General features: G+C 54.8%; 17 protein-coding genes. 4 read left to right on the plus strand and 13 right to left on the minus strand.

The annotated features are described in order from the left end of the window. Window positions 1–53: 53 nt before the first annotated feature. On the plus strand, window positions 54–1,730 hold the full coding sequence (locus NYE74_RS26435) for a glycerol-3-phosphate dehydrogenase/oxidase (protein WP_036624586.1): 1,677 nt from the start codon (window positions 54–56) through the stop codon (window positions 1,728–1,730). A gap of 64 nt (window positions 1,731–1,794) precedes the next feature. Here the strand turns inward: NYE74_RS26435 and NYE74_RS26440 are convergent, their stop codons facing one another. The 9 genes from NYE74_RS26440 to NYE74_RS26480 all read right to left on the minus strand — a co-directional run bounded on the left by NYE74_RS26440 (window position 1,795) and on the right by NYE74_RS26480 (window position 11,310). Then, window positions 1,795–2,364 carry a manganese catalase family protein gene (locus tag NYE74_RS26440; RefSeq protein WP_124331669.1) on the minus strand — a complete coding sequence of 190 codons (570 nt, stop codon included), beginning with the start codon at window positions 2,362–2,364 and terminating at the stop codon, window positions 1,795–1,797. A gap of 329 nt (window positions 2,365–2,693) precedes the next feature. Continuing rightward, complete coding sequence (locus NYE74_RS26445; protein ID WP_278739992.1) at window positions 2,694–2,969, minus strand: spore coat protein CotJB; 276 nt, start codon at window positions 2,967–2,969, stop codon at window positions 2,694–2,696. Window positions 2,970–2,973: 4 nt separating this feature from the next. Beyond that, entirely contained in the window at window positions 2,974–3,225 is a 252-nt protein-coding gene (locus NYE74_RS26450; RefSeq protein WP_051985626.1) for a spore coat associated protein CotJA, read from the minus strand. 718 nt (window positions 3,226–3,943) lie between these two features. Beyond that, on the minus strand, window positions 3,944–4,846 hold the full coding sequence (locus NYE74_RS26455) for an IS1595 family transposase (RefSeq protein ID WP_341005290.1): 903 nt from the start codon (window positions 4,844–4,846) through the stop codon (window positions 3,944–3,946). 462 nt (window positions 4,847–5,308) lie between these two features. Further along, a complete protein-coding gene (locus tag NYE74_RS26460; protein ID WP_036624751.1) occupies window positions 5,309–6,667 on the minus strand; it encodes a hemolysin family protein in 1,359 nt (452 codons plus the stop codon). Window positions 6,668–6,683: 16 nt separating this feature from the next. Then, window positions 6,684–7,820, minus strand: a complete 1,137-nt coding sequence (gene yfkAB, locus NYE74_RS26465; protein WP_172531721.1) for a radical SAM/CxCxxxxC motif protein YfkAB — start codon at window positions 7,818–7,820, stop codon at window positions 6,684–6,686. Further along, complete coding sequence (locus NYE74_RS26470) at window positions 7,820–8,920, minus strand: HD-GYP domain-containing protein (RefSeq protein ID WP_036624754.1); 1,101 nt, start codon at window positions 8,918–8,920, stop codon at window positions 7,820–7,822. Before NYE74_RS26470 ends, yfkAB begins: the two co-directional genes overlap by 1 nt. A gap of 88 nt (window positions 8,921–9,008) precedes the next feature. Further along, window positions 9,009–9,836 (minus strand): undecaprenyl-diphosphate phosphatase, encoded by an 828-nt coding sequence (locus NYE74_RS26475; protein WP_036624756.1) that lies wholly within the window; start codon window positions 9,834–9,836, stop codon window positions 9,009–9,011. Window positions 9,837–9,870: 34 nt separating this feature from the next. Further along, window positions 9,871–11,310, minus strand: coding sequence for a bifunctional metallophosphatase/5'-nucleotidase (locus tag NYE74_RS26480; protein ID WP_036624759.1), 1,440 nt, complete (start codon window positions 11,308–11,310; stop codon window positions 9,871–9,873). 140 nt (window positions 11,311–11,450) lie between these two features. Between NYE74_RS26480 and NYE74_RS26485 the strand changes: the two genes are divergently transcribed. From NYE74_RS26485 to NYE74_RS26495, 3 genes are all read left to right on the plus strand, one after another. After that, the gene (locus tag NYE74_RS26485) at window positions 11,451–12,203 is read left to right on the plus strand and encodes a molybdenum cofactor biosynthesis protein (protein ID WP_036624762.1); all 753 of its coding nucleotides are present in this window, start codon (window positions 11,451–11,453) and stop codon (window positions 12,201–12,203) included. Window positions 12,204–12,287: 84 nt separating this feature from the next. After that, the gene (locus NYE74_RS26490; RefSeq protein ID WP_036624765.1) at window positions 12,288–13,334 is read left to right on the plus strand and encodes an HD-GYP domain-containing protein; all 1,047 of its coding nucleotides are present in this window, start codon (window positions 12,288–12,290) and stop codon (window positions 13,332–13,334) included. A 124-nt stretch (window positions 13,335–13,458) separates the two neighbouring features. Beyond that, window positions 13,459–13,797 carry a L,D-transpeptidase gene (locus tag NYE74_RS26495; RefSeq protein ID WP_036624767.1) on the plus strand — a complete coding sequence of 113 codons (339 nt, stop codon included), beginning with the start codon at window positions 13,459–13,461 and terminating at the stop codon, window positions 13,795–13,797. A 463-nt stretch (window positions 13,798–14,260) separates the two neighbouring features. Here the strand turns inward: NYE74_RS26495 and sufB are convergent, their stop codons facing one another. Genes sufB through sufD form a run of 4 tightly spaced genes read right to left on the minus strand, consistent with a single transcriptional unit; the run spans window position 14,261 to window position 18,620 of the window. Continuing rightward, a complete protein-coding gene (gene sufB / locus NYE74_RS26500) occupies window positions 14,261–15,658 on the minus strand; it encodes a Fe-S cluster assembly protein SufB (protein ID WP_036624770.1) in 1,398 nt (465 codons plus the stop codon). 21 nt (window positions 15,659–15,679) lie between these two features. Next, window positions 15,680–16,102 (minus strand): Fe-S cluster assembly sulfur transfer protein SufU, encoded by a 423-nt coding sequence (gene sufU / locus NYE74_RS26505; RefSeq protein ID WP_036624774.1) that lies wholly within the window; start codon window positions 16,100–16,102, stop codon window positions 15,680–15,682. After that, window positions 16,102–17,322, minus strand: coding sequence for a cysteine desulfurase (locus NYE74_RS26510; RefSeq protein ID WP_036624776.1), 1,221 nt, complete (start codon window positions 17,320–17,322; stop codon window positions 16,102–16,104). The genes sufU and NYE74_RS26510 overlap by 1 nt, the downstream gene beginning before the upstream one ends. Further along, window positions 17,319–18,620 carry a Fe-S cluster assembly protein SufD gene (gene sufD, locus NYE74_RS26515; RefSeq protein ID WP_124331672.1) on the minus strand — a complete coding sequence of 434 codons (1,302 nt, stop codon included), beginning with the start codon at window positions 18,618–18,620 and terminating at the stop codon, window positions 17,319–17,321. Before sufD ends, NYE74_RS26510 begins: the two co-directional genes overlap by 4 nt. Window positions 18,621–18,624 lie beyond the last annotated feature (4 nt).

The following is an 18,624-nucleotide window of genomic DNA, read 5'->3' on the forward strand; positions in this document are numbered from 1 at the left end:
GGTTGTTGAACACGCACTATTACGCCGTCTTTATGGCGAGGGAGGTTATTGGGATGACAGTAAGATTTTCCGCAGCAAACCGCAAAGCGATGGTGGAAGCCATGAGGCAGCAGCCGCTGGATATCATTGTGATCGGCGGAGGGATTACCGGGGCCGGCATCGCCCTGGATGCGGCGACGAGGGGGCTGCAAACGGCGCTGTTCGAAATGCAGGACTTTGCCGCAGGCACCTCCAGCCGCTCGACCAAGCTGGTGCATGGCGGTCTTCGCTACCTGAAGCAATTTGATATCAAAACGGTGTCCGAGGTCGGCAAAGAACGCGCCATCGTTTACGAAAACGGCCCGCATGTGACAACGCCGGAATGGATGCTGCTGCCCCTGCACCGCGGCGGCACGTTCGGCAAATTCAGCACGGGCATCGGCTTGCGTGTCTACGACTTCCTGGCCGGAGTCAAGCGCAGCGAACGGCGCCGGATGCTGCCGCTGCAGGAGACGCTGGCCCGCGAGCCGCTGCTGAAACAGGAGGGGCTGCTGGGCGGCGGTTATTATGTGGAATACCGGACGGACGACGCCCGCTTAACGATAGAAGTGATGAAGGAAGCCGTTCGCTACGGCGCAAAGGCTATGAATTATATGAAGGTCGAATCTTTTTTATATGAAGACAACAAGATCGCCGGCGTGCGCGTGGTCGATCAATTGGACGGCTCGGCGTATGAGTTCCGGGCAAAGAAAATCATCAACGCCTCGGGCCCCTGGGTCGACGAGCTTCGCGACAAAGACGGGTCCAAGACCGGGAAGCACCTTCAATTGTCCAAAGGGGTCCATCTGGTTATCGATCAGTCGAAGTTTCCCTTGAAGCAGGCGATTTACTTCGATACGCCGGACGGGCGGATGGTCTTCGCCATCCCGCGCGACGGCAAGACGTATGTAGGCACGACGGATACGTTCTACAAGGCCGATCCTGTTCAGCCGGTCATGACGAAGGAAGACCGCGATTATATTATGGCGGCAATTCGCTACATGTTTCCGACGGTTCAGCTTGCCGAGGCGGACATCGAATCCAGTTGGGCCGGCGTGCGGCCGCTTATTTATGAGGAGGGAAAAAGCGCCTCCGAAATTTCCCGCCGGGATGAAATCTGGCAATCTTCGTCGGGACTTATTACGATCGCGGGCGGCAAGCTTACCGGATACCGCAAAATGGCCGAAACGATCGTCGATCTGGTCATGCGGCTATTAAGCCAGGAGGAAGGGCTCAGGTTCGTGGCGGCGAAGACGAAAAACATGCCGATTTCCGGCGGCCATGTGGGCGGCTCCGACGCCTTTCCGCAGTTTGTTCGGCAAAAAAGCGAGGAAGGCGTTCGCCGCGGTTTGGATGCTGCGCTTGCCGAGCGCTGGACGCGTCTGTACGGCTCCAACGTCGACCGGCTATTCGAACTCGCGGAGCGCCGGCGGGAAGACGCGGAGCGGAGCGGACTGCCGCCGGAAGTGCTCGTCCCGCTCCTGTACGCTATAGACGAAGAAATGACCGTCAAGCCGGTTGATTTCTTCATTCGCCGCACGGGCGCGCTGTTCTTCAACATCCGTTGGGTGCGCGAATGGAAGCAGCCTGTGATTGAATTTATGTCCTCCGCCCTCGGCTGGACCCTTAAGCAGCGCGACGCATATACGCAAGAGCTGGACACCGCCCTGCATCAAGCGGTCGTTCCGCAGGTGGAGCAAGGAAGGGAATAAAGCTCTCCCTAGGAAAAAAATAAGCCCCGCAGTTTCCAGCGGGGCCATCTTCTAGCTTATCACCTCAAAACACCTTCTTATGCTCCCGGTCCTCCTTCAAAATCTCCACCGCCTCGCGGAACCGCAAGCTGTGCACGATTTCGCGCTCGCGCAGAAACTTCAGACCGTCTTGGATGTCGACGTCGTCGGTCATGTCGATCAGCCACTGGTATGTAGCCCGCGCCTTCTCCTCGGCGGCGATATCCTCGTACAGGTCGGCGATCGGGTCGCCTTTGGCCTGGATGTATGTGGCGGTCCAAGGAACGCCCGCCGCGTTCTCGTAGAACAGCGCCTTGTCGTGGTTCACGTAATACGGGTCCATCCCGGCGGCCTTCAGCATCTCCGGCGTCGCGTCTTTGGTCAGCTTGTAGACCATCGTTGCGATCATTTCGAGATGCGCGAATTCCTCCGTGCCGATATCGTTCAGGAGCCCGATAACCTTGTCGGGGATCGTGTACCTTTGGTTCAAATAACGCAACGCGGCCGCCAGTTCCCCATCGGCTCCGCCGTACTGCTCGATCAGTAGTTTGGCCATCCGAGGGTCGCATTTGCCTACGCGAACAGGATATTGCAGCTTTTTCTCATATATCCACATATCGCCTAATTAACCTCCTTTAGCTTCAATCACAGGAAGAGGTAGTTCAAAAAGTCATCTTTTGAAGATATAAGAAAGAGTTGACAACTAAGTATCGCCTTCCTTATATCGCAAGAAAAACTACCGCTAATCGCGTGGTCTGTCTTCCTTGAATTACGTCGATAGACGTTTTTCTTATCACGAAGCAGATCATGGAGTGGTTTCGACGTCGAATCTTGAATTCAGCCGGGCCTTCCGGTGCTCACGAACCCAAAACGTACGCTCCGCCCCTAGCCCCTAGCTTCATCAAACCTTCTCGGTCCTGAAAACCCGACTTTTTGAACACACACTTAAACCTGCCAAGGCCACGGGCTTTGCGACCATTCCCAGGGGAATTTCGAATAGGCTCGCCCAAAGTTTTGCAGCGGTCCGTAAAGCTGCTGAAAATGATTGGCAAGCTGTGTCCGTTCCCGGGTCACTTGGTTAAACTGCTGAATGGCGGCCAGGTCATCGGGGTGCGTGTCAAGGTACAGGTTTAGCTCGACCAGCACGAAATCCAGCGCCTGCAGCTTTTCAAGCAGTTCATAATATTGCGAATCGAACGGCTTGTTTGCATTCTCACTCATGGGATCACCGTCCTTTTCCCCATTTGGATTCATAAGGGCTGTACAAAGCGGGCCACAACGTACCGTGTCTCAAAGCCTCCATCGGGCTGAACTGCGGCAAATTCGGCGGTTGAAAATGTATAAATAACTGCGGAGGGGTGCTGTATGTTTTGTGGGTGATCGGCGGACAAGGATCAAATGGGCCAATGAAGGGGGTATACACGCGCTCTTGGGGATGGTTCAAAGAAATTTCCTCCTTTTTCGGGACAAATTTCATGCTGTCAGGAAACCATCATTTCCCTGCATCTTACCAATAACATATGACGTTCGCCCAGATAATGAACCGAAAATCCGCAAAAATCGCAAAAAAACATCGCCGCTGGCGGGGCTTATGCCCGCGCAAACTTCTCCTCCCCTCTCTACCAGCGCTTCGTCTTTTCCCCCGCCGAAATTTATAACTCAACTTTCGGGGAGCAAAAATCAGCTTTAGTCCTTGAATTGAAGGTGTTCAAAGAATTAAGATATTCGGACGGAAGAGGTGTCTGGCTTAACCTTTATAATCCTTGCTTGCCAGTCAAGTCGAAAACCGATCGTGGCAAAAACCACGGAAGTGCGCTGAAAGCTTGAGAATAGGGAAGTGGGGTAGGCGGCAGATTAACACTCGATGTCCGGGAGACTTCGCACAATTATCCCGTTTGATCAGGTAGCAGAGAAACAGACAAACTCTGGAGAAGAAAACATTTGGTGGAGAAGCAGATAGGTTCGAGATAATTTAGAAAGGCATAGGAGAAGAAATCAGGTTTAGAGGAGGTGAAACAGACCGGACAAGAGATCAAGACAGAAGATTAAGGACAAGACGCGAAGGAACCGAAAGGACCGTGATTTTGCTGTAGCCCGAACCCTTCCGTCTGCAGCAACGCCCGCATAGTTCATGCTAACCCCTACCCATTAAGTTGATCTGCATCAAACTCCCCCCATCGTTTCCAGCGTCTCGATCAGGCCGCAGCCGCAAGGGGCTGGTTCGGTTGGCGTGCGATCAGCCGGCGGTAAGGGATCGCTGGAATCGCCACACACATTTGCAGCAACTTCTGCCGCATCGTTTCTTCCGCTTCGGACAGGCGCAGCCGGCGGCGTACGGTGTATTCGTTCAGGTACGCCTGCAGATGTTTCAGTCCCAAGGCTCCATACGTACCCTTCAGCGATTCCCACGCCTCTCTCACCACTTTCCGCAAGGGCGCATACAGCCGAAAGGCCTGAGGGAACGACTGTACCGCCGATGTACGGACATCCACATGCCCGCTAATAAAAACGGTTAGATCTTGACGGTTTGCCCTCTTTTCGCCTCCCCGCTTATTTGGCACCAGGCGGATTTTGACCTGCTCCGGCTCGCCCGAATCCTTGACCGTGCAGCCGGCCACGACCGCCGAGGCGTACGGATGCGAAAGCTGACACCGGGACGGATTACGCCCATACTGATCGCTGTTCACCTTCACGTCTCCAGAGAGCAGCTCCCGGGCATCGAACTCTCCCACGGCATGACGTATTTTGTGCAGCATCGACCAGGCGGTTTTGTAGGCGACCCGGATCACCTGGCGCAGCCGCAACGCTGAGATGCCGCCCTCAAGCAGGAACAAATCCAGAGCCTCGAACCACTTGAGCAAGGGCACCTTGGCTCCTTCAAAAATCGTACCGACCAAAGGCGATGTTTGATGCTTGCATTTTCCGCACTCAAATAAGGGGATATGCCGGGAGGTCAGACGGCTGCACCGGGTGTGAGCGCAGCGCGGGCAGACGAAGCCGTTTGGCCACTTCATCGCGATTAGCGCTTCCATGCAGTCCTGCTCGCTGTTAAAACGGCTGCTGAATGGCTGAAGTTCCGTTCCCGTATTGATCTCCATGTTTGCTCGCCCCCGAATCAAGAATATACGAACATAAGTTCCATTTATTTCATTATACCAAACGCATGTTCTCTAATCAAGCCAAACATCTCACCTGAACCGCCTCATTTTTTCCTCATCTTTTTTGTTTTTTTCTTCTCTCTTTTTTTGGAATCCTTACTCAAGCCCCCATCCCCTGCTCCCTGAACGTAAGGGATAATTGTGTAAAGGCAGGCTGCAGGCAGGGACACCAAGACACAAACCCGGTAAAGTCCAACGCACGCCCCTTCAGCGGCTTGTTTTATTTGCTGTGCGACGAAGTCGGCACACTCGATTGGCCGGTTGCCTTACAGCAGTTGCTTGCTGCCGATTTTTTTGCTGCGAAAGTTGAGTGATAAATTTTAGTATTTTCAAAAAAAAGCCCAGGTTTGTCAACCTGGACTTCCTTATTTTTATTTACTCGGCAATAATCAACAAACCGTACTATTCATCCTCCAACTCAGCTTCATCCGGCTCCAAAATTTGCAGTTTCGTAATTTTCACCCGGGTGATGCGAAGGCGGCCCGATTCGGCCACTTCAAACAGGGTGTCGTCGACCTGTATTTTTTTCCCTTTGGCCGGAGCCCCTTCCAGCTCCTTGAACAGCCACCCCCCGATGGAGTCGACCTCTTCATCCTCGATGTCGCTGCCGACCAGGTCGTTGACTTCCTCGATCAGCATCCGGCCGTCTACCGAATAGACGCCTTCCGCCAAAATTTCCACTTCCGGTCGTTCGTCCTCGAACTCGTCATGCAGGTCGCCGACGATCTCTTCTAGAATTTCCTCCGCGGTCAGCAGCCCGGCCGTGCCTCCGTATTCGTCCACCACCAGCGTCAGCTGGGAATGCTTCTTCTGCATCAGGCGCAGCACATGGCTGACTTCCATCGACTCCGGCACGTTCAGAATCGGCCGCACCATTTGCGCCAAATCCAGCGGGCGGTCCGCTTCCGGCAGCAGCAGGTCGGTAATATGGACAAAACCGATGATTTGGTCTTTATCCTCAACCGCAACCGGATACCTAGAATGCTTCGTTTCGGCCACGATCTTCATGTTTTCTTCCCAGCTCAGGTTCGTGTACAAGCAGTCCATGTCCGTGCGCGGCAGCATAACCTCGCGGGCGAGCATGTCCGAGAAATCGAAAATATTGTCCACCAGCTTCATTTCGTCCTGATCGAAAACCCCGCTTTTGGCGCTTTGATTCATCAAAATGCGGATCTCCTCTTCAGAGTGCGCCGCTTCCGCCTCGCCGGCCGGCTCGATGCCGATCAGGCGCAGCGCCCCGTTGGCCGCCGAATTCAAAAGCCAGATGACCGGCAGGAACACCCGGTAAAACATCAGCAGCGGCCACGACAGCCACAGCGACGTCTCCTCCGATTTCTGGATCGCCAGCGATTTGGGGGCAAGCTCGCCCATGACGATATGCAAAAAAGTAATGATCGCAAAGCCGACGGCCACGGAAACCGTCGAAATCAGCGTCGGATCCGTGGCGCCCATTTTATGCATGAGCGGCTCGACCAGCAGTTCCGACACGGCGGGTTCGCCGACCCAGCCCAAACCGAGCGAGGCCAGCGTGATGCCCAGCTGCGTTGCCGACAAATACGTGTCAAGCCGTTTATTTACCTTCAGCGCATAATTCGCGCGCCGGTTTCCTTCTTTAACCAGTTGGGTGAGCCGGGACTGCCGTACTTTGACAAGCGAAAATTCGGCCGCCACGAAGAAACCGTTCAGAAAAACGAGAATAAATACGATAAGCAGGTTTAAAATCAGCTTCCCTACTTCAAATTCGGTATGACCATCAGGCAATGGAAACGCCTCTTTCCTATAGAGTTATCGCTTGGCGGGCTTTAAAGTCGATATTTTTGTAGTACATATCGGCGACAAGCAGATTGGGACCGCAGCAGCCGGCGGCATCGCAATGGCAATTCACCGTCTGGTTTAGCGGATGCTCCGTTTGCCATTTGGCGAAAATGTCGTCCAAACGGCCTTCCTTCACATTGCCGAACGCCGGAATGGCCGCAAAATCCGTGACGTAAACATCGCCCGTAAACATGTTCACATTCACGCGATTCCGGCCGTCCGGGTCGTTGCGGACCGTGACGTTGGGTTCTTTCCGCAAGCGCCGCAATAGCTCAAGATCATCTTCACCATCGCTGCACGCAAAAAACGGCAAAGTCCCGAACAGCATCCAAACCGACGGGTCCCGCTCATCCAGCAGCTTATGTATCGCCTTGCGCATTTCCGTGAGCGCCAACACCGGCAGACCTTCGGCAAAATCGGCCGCATACATCGGGTGAACCTCATGCCTCCGGCAGCCCATCTCCACGATCATCCGGTGGATTTGCGGCAGCTTCTCGTGCGTCCGGTAATTGATCATCGACTCCGCGGAAATGAACATCCCCGCTTCGCTTAGTTTGCGCGTATTTTCGATCATTGTATCATACAGCTTATACGCCGCTTCCGCCGGAACGGAATGCCCGCTTCGCGCAAACCCCACCTCGTGAAAATCGCGCTCGCTCGTATAGTTGAAGGAAATGTGCATCACGTCCAAAAACGGCAGCAGCGGCTCGTACCGGTCATAATTCAAGGTCAGGTTTGAGTTGATCTGGGAGCGCACTCCGCGCGCCTTGGCGTATTTGAGCAGTGGGATGATTTTCTCCTCCACGGTCTGCCGCCGGAACGTCGGCTCTCCTCCCGTGATGCTGATCGTTTGCAAATACTCCACTTCATCCAGCCTTTTCAGAATAAGCGGCAGCGGCAGCTGTTCGGGCTCCTTCAGCACCAGGCTGTCGCCGACCGCGCAATGCTCGCAGCGCATATTGCATAAATTCGTAACCGTCAATTCCACGCTGGTCAGCACATGCCGGCCGTATTTGCGCAGCGAACCGATCGGGTCCCACGGGTCGTTCTGCGGACTGATCGCCTGACTCCAAGCTCCCGCCATATTATTCGTTTCCATCATGATTTTATCACCATTCCCATCCCGTCAATCTCCGTAATCACCACGGCGAATTGAACGGACAAATCAATTTCAAAGGGCGATTTCAATTCCGCGCCCAGCGGATCGGTTAAAACCCGCACCACCGGACGCTGCGGCATATGCCCGTTAATTTTCACCACAACGCCGCTTTCGCCCGTACTTAACTTCACGGTCATGCCTAACGGATAAATCGCCACCCGGTCGCGGAAAACCTCCAGCTTCGATTTTTCGTACCAATCCCCGCATCCGGCGTACAGTACCTCGAGCGCCTGATGCGGCAGCATCGCCTTGCGGTAGACGCGGTGCGTCGTCATGGCGTCGTAAGCGTCCGTAATCGCAATCCAGCGGGCAAACTCATGGATCTCCTCGCCCCGCAGCCCCCGCGGATAACCGCTGCCGTCTATCTTCTCATGGTGCTGATAAGCGCAATGCGCCGAAATCAAAGGAATGCCCGGCTCATCCTTAAGCATTTTAAAGCCCAGCTCCGGGTGCAGCTGAATCTGCTTGAACTCCTCGTCGGTCAGCCGGGAGGGCTTGTTCAGCAGCGACAACGGCAGCTTTGTTTTGCCCACGTCATGCAGCATCGCCCCCAGGCCAAGCATCGTCAGCTCGTCTTTGCTGTACCCGTGAATTTGTCCGAGCAGCAGCGTATACACGCATACGTTCAAGGAATGACGATACAGGTAATGATCCATGCTGTTGATGTTCATCATCATAATCATGGCGTCGTTTCTGGCGCTGAGATCGTCGAGAATCGACTCGATGACGCCGGTAAACTTTTTTCCCAAATAGGGATATACCACACCTTTGACGGCCGGGGTCGCCCAATTGCGAAACTGGGTCCGGATCTCCGAGAGCGCATGCCGCCGCGTTTCATCCTCGATCATGTCATTGACAACGACATCATCCGTACGCGGATCCGCAATGTAGACGAAATCCAGCCCGTGGGACTTAAGACGCCGAATAATCGCATCGGTAAGCTCAGCATTTTCGGAGAGAAGAACGACCCCGTCCTCATTATAAATCTTTTTGCCTAATTTCATTCCGGCCTGCAGCGAGCCGACGGGTATCAACCGCATGTTATCCACTTCCGTCTCTGTAATTTCTTAATGTCCCTATGGAACAGCGGCTTATTTTGGATCGTTAAACTTCCAGCCATATGCGGTATTAGCGCATAATAAAAATCCAGAATAGCGCGGCAAGAATAAAGCGATAGTAAGCGAAGTGGCGAAGCCGGATTTTTTGGATCAGCTTAAAAAAGGCCACGATCACCACATACGCAACGATAAAAGCCACGATAAACCCGACCAAAAAATAGCCCAGCGTATCTGAAGTTAAATATCGGTAAGAATCGAGCATTTCGTAACCCGAAACCGCGCACATGATCGGAATGGCGATCAGGAACGAAAAATCCGACGCCGCCCGGTAGCTCAGCCCGCTGAGCATGCCGCCCGCAATCGTGGAGCCGGAACGCGAGAAGCCCGGCCACAGTACGGAGATGCATTGGTACACGCCGATCAGTAAAGCCTGCTTGTACGTAAGCCGATCGATATCCGGCGCCGTAATCTTCGCCTTGCGTTTGGAGAACCATTCGGCAAACAGCATAAAAACGCCGCCTGCGACCAAGGCCCACAATACCGTGGAAGAGCTGAACAGGCTTTTGATGAAGTCCCGGAACACATATCCGACGAGAAGCGCCGGCAAAATCCCCAAAAAGACATGCAGCAAATTCAGCCTCCGTGACGGAGCGTCCGGGTCGACGGTCTTTACCTTTTGGCTCAGGCCAAGCAAATCCAGAATCCGCTCCCGGTAAACCCAGGCCATCGCCAAAATGGCCCCAAGCTGGATGACGATCTCGAATGTTTTCATCTCCGGCGACTGATCGTCGTAGCCGAACAGCTTGGCCGTCAGGATCATATGTCCGGTCGACGATACGGGAATAAACTCCGTCAGGCCTTCCACAATAGCTAAAACAATCGCGACGATAAAACTCATCCCATCCTCCTGATCAGGTGTGACGTCTATTCTTTTATTCTACTTTTTTCCATCGCTTCTGAAAACAATTTTCCGCCGCGCCGTCCGTTTGCAGCTCCAGCCGCAGCAAATCGCGGAGGAAATCGGGGAGCATGAACCGCATATCGCTTCCGTTTTTCAGCCGCTCGTAGCCGACGCCGAACGAAAACATATCCAGCGTTCCGACATCGTAGGTTCTCCGGGCTTCCACGGGCTTTCCCGCCACGCGGGCCTCTACGATCCGCCGGAAGGGAGGGGCGTCCGGATTATAGAGGATTTCCATGCCGTCGACGCAAATGCTCCCCAGCACTTTCCCCCGGAAACCATATCCGAAAATGACCTTTTCCTTCATTTCATCCAATAGCGATTGCTCCAGGCTGTAAAGGATGTCCTCCCCGCTCAGCTTCATTCTGCAGGGGTTAATGGGCGACGGGCACCGTTCATGCAGCATCCCCGCGCTAATTTCGCCCGCGGGAAGGCCGGACAGCAGCTGTCCGCTGTTCACGATCGACAGCTCGCTGCCCGTATACCTCCGGACCGCTTGCGCGAGCAGATTCCCGAACGGAGATTCCGCGCCGTATTCTATAGGCAGGCTTCGCTCCGCGACGGCCACCGTGCGGCTTAACCGTTCTTTGGCTGCGGCCAGGTTGCGGGCAATCGCCGCTTGCACCCGCCCTTGCTTGGGCCCGTCCCCCACTTCGAGGCAAACGCCGCCGATTTGCAAAGGCCGGCCCTGGCCCGGCGGATTTTTGCGGACGACGATCTTTCCCAAATAACGGCCGAATTTACCCGCCGCCGTAATCATCGCCGAGCCGATGGGCTCGGGCGTCTCCAGCAAGTGATGCGTATGTCCGCCCAAAATCAGGTCGATCCCCGGTACCGTCGCCGCCAGTTCGCGGTCCAGCGTCACCCCCAGGTGGGACATGACGATAACGAGGTCCACTTGGCCGCGAAGCTGCCGCACGTCCTCGGCAATCGTCTCCCGCGGATCGAGTGCGCCTAGGCCCAGCAGGTCATAAAACTCGGCAAAAGCGGCCGTCGCCGCAACAAGGCCGATCGTAAACCCGCCTTTTTGCACAATCAGCCGTCTGTGCATCCAGGCCGGCGGACGTCCGGTCGCTTTATCCAGAATGTTGCCGCACACGACAGGGCTTTTCAATTCCGCATATGCTTGTTCAAGCTGGCCGGGGGTAAACGTCAGCCCTTCATTGTTGCCGATCGTCACGGCATCGTAGCCCGTCAGGTTCAGCACGTCGACGTTGGCCCGCCCCATCGTCCCTTCGGTTTCCACGGCGGAACGGTCCATATGATCGCCGATATCGAGAAGGAGCGTAGGGCCGGGCGCATGGGCCCGCAATTCATCGATCATGGCGGCGATGCGCTCCATGGCGTCGAAATGGCTATGTATATCGTTCGTATAAAGTATCGTTAATGTGTCCTGGTCCATCTCCGGCATCACATCTTGCCCCCTTGCCTTCTCCTTTAAATCGGCCTATTCTAAATTTTAGAGTTCAAAGAGTATTATATACCTTTAAATTGAACATTGTCTTCCGATAATGATATATTACAATCAAACCAAGCCGAGGAGATTTACTTATGAAAATTAAAATTGCCTTATTCGCCGGACTGGCGGACCGGATCGGCACGTCCAGCCTCGATTTCGCATTTCCGCATCCCGAACATCAGCAAGTGACCGCAGCTCAATTGAAAGAAGCCTTGACCGCGGCTTACCCTGCCGCCTCAACGTTGATTGACGCTTCGTTCGTGGCGGTTAACCAGGAATATGCCGCCGGGAACGCCGTCATCACCGAGCGTGACGAAGTCGCCTTGATTCCGCCGGTATCGGGCGGGGAAAACGCCGCGGACGATAACGCCCCCCCGCGGGAGAGCGAGCTTTACGTCATTACCGAAGAACCGGTTTCCGTCGAGGAAGTCACCCGTAAAGTCATCACTTCCGCGCATGGCGCAACGCTCACTTTTACCGGCACGACCCGGGAATGGACCGAGGGGCGCCGCACGGTGCACCTGGAATATGAAGCTTACGTCCCGATGGCCTTGGCCAAACTGCAGCAAATCGGCGCCGAGCTCGGCGAGAAATGGCCGGGCGCGCGGTGCGCCATCAGCCACCGGATCGGCCGCGTCGGCCTGTCCGAAATCAGCGTGGTCATCGCCGTATCGGCCCCGCACCGGGATAGCTGCTACGAAGCGAGCCGTTACGCCATCGAACGCTTGAAACAAATCGTGCCCATTTGGAAGAAGGAAATCTGGGAAGACGGTTCCGAATGGAAAGGGCACGGCCTGGGACCGTGGGACCCCTCCGTTCCCGGGACTTACAGCTCCGTACGGTGACTGGCGCCCCATAATTCTCATTGTCAATCCAATTATTACCTGTTATTATGAAGGAAAACTGGTGATTATGAGGTGTCATCGTCCTTGAAAGTGCATATCATGGAACTCAGGTCCGGCGACCGTCTTCAAACCGACATATTCAATAATTATGGTGTTTTTGTTATGCAAAAAGGCACCCGGTTGACAAGCGATGCCATCGTAAGATTGATGCAGCACGGGGTCGACTATGTGGATATTGAACCGCAAAGCCTGGATGCGGATGTTCCTTCGGAAGAAGGACCTTCCCATCCGGGGCAAAAAGTCAAACCGATTTTGGACGACGCCGTAGACGGTTTTGAACAGATTTTTTTGGAAGCGCTAACCGGCGGTACCTTTGACAATGCCAAAGTGGACAAGCTGCTTAAGCCGATGGTCGATCAACTCGTTGACCATAAAGACGTCGTATCCTTGCTCCTGCTCATTGGAGGCGATGACAACTATACCTACCATCACTCCATGCAGGTCGGCATGCTCTCCTATTATATCGCTTCATGGCTCGGCTATTCCAAGGAGGAAGCCTATCAGGCCGGCAAGGCCGGCTATTTGATCGACATCGGCAACTGCAAGGTGCCGCAGGAAATTTTGTCCAAGCCGGGCAAGCTGACGCCGGAGGAATTTGAACAAGTCAAAGGACATCCCGCCTACGGATATGAAATTATCCGAAACTCAACCGGGGACGAAATCGCCGCTCAAGTAGCGCTGCAGCACCATGAACGCGAGGACGGGAGCGGGTATCCAAACGGTTTGCGCGCCAAAGACATCCACCCTTTCGCCAAAATCGCCGCCGTCGCCGACGTTTATTCCGCGATGACCACCAATCGCGTGTACCGGTCCAAGCAGGAGCTGCTGACCGTACTGCGCGAGCTGAACAGCCTCAGCTTCGGCAAGCTCAGCCCCGAGCCGACGCAGGCGCTGATCCGCCATTTGCTGCCGAACTTCATCGGCAAGAAGGTGCTGCTCAGCACCGGCGAAGTCGGTTCGATCGTGATGACGAACCAGACCGATTTTTTCCGCCCGCTCGTCCAAACCGATGCCCGCTTCGTCGATCTCTCCAAAGAACGGGAAACCATCATCGAAGATGTGTATCTGTAATGTGTATCTGTAAGCTATGCAAGGCCGCTCCATGGGGCCAACCGGCCCGGGGCGGCTTTGCGTGCGCCCAATCCACTAAAGCCTAAAGAGCATACACTATGGCAAAAACGTGGAGGCGCACAATATGCCGAACTACCGCATCATCGTCGATCTTTCGGAAAGAAAATTGTATTTGCTGGACAACAACACCGTTGTCCGCGCGTTTCCGGTCGGGATCGGGAAAATGCTCACGCAAACACCGCAAGGCACCTATACGATCGTCAATAAAGCCCCAAATCCCGGCGGCCCGTTTGGCGCCTATTGGCTGGGGTTATCCAAACCCCATTACGGGATTCACGGCACCAATGATCCTTCTTCTATCGGCAAAGAAGTTTCCCACGGCTGCATCCGCATGTACAATCCGGATGTAATCGAATTGGCAAGAATCCTCCCGATCGGGACGCGCGTCACGATCAGGCGGTAGCCGTAACTTGTGCTGAATTGGAGACAATAAAATCTCCTCAGGCCCCCTCCTGAGTCCGTTACGATGACGAAATGCAAAAGCCTAAAGAGCATGCGATATTCGTCGAAATCCCCCGAAATAGGCGGCTCAACTGCAAAAGTGCATTTCATTTCCGGACAAAAGATACTTTTTGATCCGATAGCCCCAAATCAAATGTATTATTGCACTTCATCCGCTCAAAAGCAGAAATTTGCGGAAAATCAAATGTACTTTTGCATCTGATCCCAGCGAGCTTTCCTTCTTCCCATGAAAAACGAGCAGCTGCCGGACCCGATTCATGAAGCCGTTGTCAAAGCCGGGAGGCTTTCCGCTCTATTCAGCGAATACCCTACCGGTAGATGGTGGTTTTCCCCGCTATGTAAAAAAAATCCGCAGAGCAAATCTGCGGATTTTTCAACCTAAATAGTGGATAGCTTAACTTTCCTTAACCGATCGAACCTTCCATCTCGAACTTGATCAACCGGTTCATCTCTACCGCGTATTCCATCGGCAGCTCCTTGGTGAACGGTTCGATGAAGCCCATGATGATCATTTGCGTCGCTTCTTCTTCGGAGAGGCCGCGGCTCATCAAGTAGAAGAGCTGCTCTTCCGACACCTTCGAGACGGTCGCTTCGTGCTCCAGCACGATGTTGTCGTTCATGATTTCGTTGTACGGAATCGTATCCGACGTCGACTCGTTGTCGAGGATCAGCGTGTCGCATTTGATGTTGGCTTTCGCGCCCTCCGCCTGACGGCCGAAGGAAGCAAGGCCGCGGTACGTCACTTTGCCGCCTTGTTTACTGATCGATTTGGACACGATCGTGGACGTCGTATCCGGTGCCAGGTGGATCATTTTCGCGCCGGCGTCCTGAAGCTGGCCTTTGCCCGCTACCGCGATGGACAGCACGCTGCCTTTCGCTCCGCGGCCTTTGAGCACGACCGCCGGATATTTCATCGTCAGCTTGGAGCCGATGTTGCCGTCGACCCATTCCATCGTCGCGTTCTCTTCGGCCACCGCCCGTTTCGTAACAAGGTTGTAAATGTTCGGCGCCCAGTTTTGAATCGTCGTGTAACGCACGCGGGCGTCCTTTTTCACGATGATTTCCACGACCGCGCTATGCAGCGAATTCGTGCTGTAGATCGGCGCCGTGCAGCCTTCCGTGTAGTGCACGAAGCTGCCTTCGTCGGCGATGATCAGCGTGCGTTCGAACTGGCCCATATTTTCCGAGTTGATGCGGAAATAAGCCTGCAGCGGAATTTCGCATTTTACGCCTTTCGGCACGTAGATGAAGCTGCCCCCGGACCAAACGGCGCTGTTCAAAGCGGCAAACTTGTTGTCCGCCGCCGGAACGACGGTGCCGAAGTATTCGCGGAACAGTTCCGGATACTCGCGCAGCGCGGAGTCCGTGTCCATAAAGATAACGCCTTGGTCTTCCAGGTCCTTCTGAATGCTGTGGTAAACGACCTCGGATTCGTATTGCGCGGATACCCCGGCGAGGAACTTCTGCTCCGCTTCCGGAATCCCCAGTTTATCGAACGTTTCCTTGATCTCGGCAGGAACTTCCTCCCACGTCTTCCCTTGCTTTTCCGAAGGTCTTACATAATATTGAATATCGTTAAAATCAAGCTCGCTCAGATCTCCGCCCCAACGAGGCAGCGGCATCTTCTCGAATTGTTCCAGCGACTTCAGCCGGAAATTCAGCATCCATTCCGGTTCGTTCTTAATCCGGGAGATCTCCGTCACGATTTCGCGGGTCAAGCCTTTACCCGATTGGAATACCGCCTTGTGTTCGTCCCGGAAGCCATATTTGTACTCTTCCAATTCCGGTGCTTTTTTGGCCATGAGTCAGGTCCCTCCTTAAGTTTAAGATTCGGTTTGAATCCCTTTTTTCAAAGCGTTCCAAGCCAATGTGGCGCATTTGATCCGGGCGGGAAATTTATTAACGCCGGATAAGGCCTCGAGATCCTCGTAATCGTCAAAATCCACGGATTCGCCCATCATCAGCTTGGAGAAACGTCCGGCCAAATCCAACGCTTCCGTCAGCGTCCGGCCCTTGACGGCTTCCGTCATCATCGAGGCCGAGGACATGCTGATCGAACAGCCCTCCCCGGTAAACCGGGCGTCCTTGACGATGTCGCCCTCGATGATCAGCTGCAGGGAAATCCGGTCGCCGCAGGTCGGATTGTTCAGGTCGACCGTAACGGCATCTCCGTCAAATTTTCCGCGGTTGCGCGGATTTTTATAATGATCCATAATGACGCGGCGGTACAAATCGTCCAGTTGCATTACCCAAAATACTCCTTTGTTTGGATTAAAGCTTCCGCCAGTCGGTCGATATCCTGTTCCGTATTGTATAAATACAGGCTGGCTCTGGCCGTTGCGCTCGCTTCCAGCCAGCGCATCAGCGGCTGGCAGCAGTGATGACCGGCCCGGATCGCGATGCCGGAAGCGTCGAGCACGGTGGCCACGTCATGCGGATGAATGTCCTCCAAATTGAAGGTCAGCAGTCCAACCTCGCGCTCGCGCGGGCCGTATAGCGTCAAACCTTCAATCTCCGACAAGCGGTTCATCGCGTAAGCCGCCAGCTTGGCCTCGTGCCGATGGATTTCCTCCAGCCCGATTCCTTCCAGAAAATCGATGGCCGCCGCTAGTCCGACGGCACCGGCGATAATTGGCGTCCCGCCTTCGAACTTCCATGGGAGCTCCTTCCAGCTCGACTCGTACAAACCGACATCGTCGATCATTTCGCCGCCGTATTCGATCGGTTCCATCGATTCCAGCAGATGCTTCTTCCCATATAGTACCCCAATCCCGGTCGGAGCGCACATTTTATGGCCGGAAAAAGCATAGAAATCACAATCGAGGTCCTGTACGTTCACTTTCATATGCGGCGTGCTTTGCGCCCCGTCAACGACCATGACGGCCCCGTGCCGGTGCGCGATGGCGGCCAGCTCCTTCACCGGGTTGACCACGCCAAGCACGTTGGATACATAAGAAGTGGCCACGATTTTCGTTTTGCCGGTGATCGTTTTCTCCGCATCCTCCAGCGCGATATGACCGTCCGGCTGAAGCGGAATATATTTCAGCACCGCCTTCTTCTTCAGCGCCAGCTGCTGCCACGGAATCAGGTTGCTGTGATGCTCCATCGGGGTGATGACAATTTCGTCGCCCTCGTTCACGGACGCCGCCCCGTAAGAGGATGCGACCAGATTCAGCGACGTCGTCGTTCCCCGGGTAAAAATAATTTCCTCGCGGCGCGCCGCGCCGATAAAGCGGGCTACCTTCTCGCGGGCTCCCTCGTAAGCGTCGGTCGCCCGGCTGCCCAGCGTGTGAACGCCGCGGTGCACATTGGCGTTATCCCATTCGTAGTAGTGCTTCAGCGCCTCCAATACTTGGACCGGCTTCTGGGAAGAAGCCGCGCTGTCCAGGTAAACGAGCGGATGCCCGTTTACCTCCTGCTGCAAAATCGGGAACTGTTTTTTGAGCTCTTCGGCGTTTATGCTCATTGTCCCAACTTCCTTTCCACCAGAGCCTGCAATTGCTTTTGCAGCGGCTCCAGCGGGATATCCGACACGACCGGAGCCAAGAACCCGTAGATGATCAAGCGTTCGGCCTCGGCGCGGGAAATGCCGCGCGACATCAGATAGTAGATTTGCTCAGGGTTGACCTGGCCGACGGATGCGGCGTGCCCGGCCGTAACGTCATCCTCGTCGATCAGCAGGATCGGATTGGCGTCCCCGCGCGCTTTCGGGCTCAGCATCAGCACTTTTTCCGTTTGCTGGCCGTCCGCTTTGGTCGCGCCCTTTTCGATCTTCGTGATCCCGTTGATGATCGCCGTTGCCGATTCGCGCATCACCGCGCGGGTGATCATTTGGCTGCTTGAGCTTTTGCCGTAGTGAACGGCCTTCGTCGTGTAGTTCAAACGCTGCGACCCGGAACCGACCGCGATCGCTTTGACGTCGGAGCTCGAGCCGTTGCCTTTCAGAATCGACAGCGTTTCGCTGGCCGCGTCGCCGCCGTTCATTTCGCCGACGATCCACTCGATGCTGCCGTCGTTTTCGACGATGGCGCGCCGGAACGTCAAGTCGGTCGCGTGCTCGCCCAAATGATGCACCGTAGCGAACTGCACCTTGGCCCCTTGGTTTACGAACACTTCCGCGGAACCGTTGTGCACGATTTTGCCGCCCAGGTTTACGGAAATATAATTATCCGCGTATGTGACCTTGCTGTTCGCTTCAGCCACGATCAACACATGCGGCGCAAAAACAGCTTCGGCCTCATCCAGCAGGAAAATGCTTTGCAGCGGCGCCTCGATTTCCACGTTTTTCGGCACGTACAGGAATACCCCGCCGTTCCACAATGCCGCATGCAGCGCGGTAAGCTGGTTTTCCTCCGGCTTCACCGCCGCGTGCAAATATTTCTGGACAAGGTCGCCGTGCTCGCGGGCCGCGGTTTCCAGATCCGTAAAAATAACGCCCTTCGCCGCCAACTCAGGCGCAAGCCGGGTAAATACGGTGTCGGAGTTGCGTTGCACAAGCAGATTGCTGTGCTCCGTCAAATCAACAAGCGAAGTTATGCTTTCCGGAAGCTGCTGCGTTTTTTCCTGGCGAACCTCGCTTAATCCTCCGTAATTGTTCAGATCCCAGCGGTCGAGCCGCGTTTTCTCCAATTTAGGCAATTCCAGTTCCGCCGCCAGCTGCAGCGCCCGCGACCGGTTTTCGGTCAGCCACGCCGGTTCGCCGCGCTTAGCGGAAATTTTCTTCAGCTGCTCCGCTTCCACCGGAAGAACGGTTTGTGTCGTCATCTTT

Origin of the sequence: Paenibacillus sp. FSL P4-0127 (assembly GCF_038007325.1) — a bacterium.
Classification (GTDB): domain Bacteria; phylum Bacillota; class Bacilli; order Paenibacillales; family Paenibacillaceae; genus Fontibacillus; species Fontibacillus macerans.

Coding starts and splice junctions, on each gene's coding strand:
- NYE74_RS26435 (WP_036624586.1), top strand. CDS start 54: ATGACAGTAAGATTTTCCGCAGCAAACCGCAAAGCGATGGTGGAAGCC.
- NYE74_RS26440 (WP_124331669.1), bottom strand. CDS start 2,364: ATGTGGATATATGAGAAAAAGCTGCAATATCCTGTTCGCGTAGGCAAA.
- NYE74_RS26445 (WP_278739992.1), bottom strand. CDS start 2,969: ATGAGTGAGAATGCAAACAAGCCGTTCGATTCGCAATATTATGAACTG.
- NYE74_RS26450 (WP_051985626.1), bottom strand. CDS start 3,225: ATGAAATTTGTCCCGAAAAAGGAGGAAATTTCTTTGAACCATCCCCAA.
- NYE74_RS26455 (WP_341005290.1), bottom strand. CDS start 4,846: ATGGAGATCAATACGGGAACGGAACTTCAGCCATTCAGCAGCCGTTTT.
- yfkAB (WP_172531721.1), bottom strand. CDS start 7,820: ATGGAAACGAATAATATGGCGGGAGCTTGGAGTCAGGCGATCAGTCCG.
- NYE74_RS26470 (WP_036624754.1), bottom strand. CDS start 8,920: ATGCGGTTGATACCCGTCGGCTCGCTGCAGGCCGGAATGAAATTAGGC.
- NYE74_RS26475 (WP_036624756.1), bottom strand. CDS start 9,836: ATGAGTTTTATCGTCGCGATTGTTTTAGCTATTGTGGAAGGCCTGACG.
- NYE74_RS26480 (WP_036624759.1), bottom strand. CDS start 11,310: ATGCCGGAGATGGACCAGGACACATTAACGATACTTTATACGAACGAT.
- NYE74_RS26485 (WP_036624762.1), top strand. CDS start 11,451: ATGAAAATTAAAATTGCCTTATTCGCCGGACTGGCGGACCGGATCGGC.
- NYE74_RS26495 (WP_036624767.1), top strand. CDS start 13,459: ATGCCGAACTACCGCATCATCGTCGATCTTTCGGAAAGAAAATTGTAT.
- sufB (WP_036624770.1), bottom strand. CDS start 15,658: ATGGCCAAAAAAGCACCGGAATTGGAAGAGTACAAATATGGCTTCCGG.
- sufU (WP_036624774.1), bottom strand. CDS start 16,102: ATGCAACTGGACGATTTGTACCGCCGCGTCATTATGGATCATTATAAA.
- NYE74_RS26510 (WP_036624776.1), bottom strand. CDS start 17,322: ATGAGCATAAACGCCGAAGAGCTCAAAAAACAGTTCCCGATTTTGCAG.
- sufD (WP_124331672.1), bottom strand. CDS start 18,620: ATGACGACACAAACCGTTCTTCCGGTGGAAGCGGAGCAGCTGAAGAAA.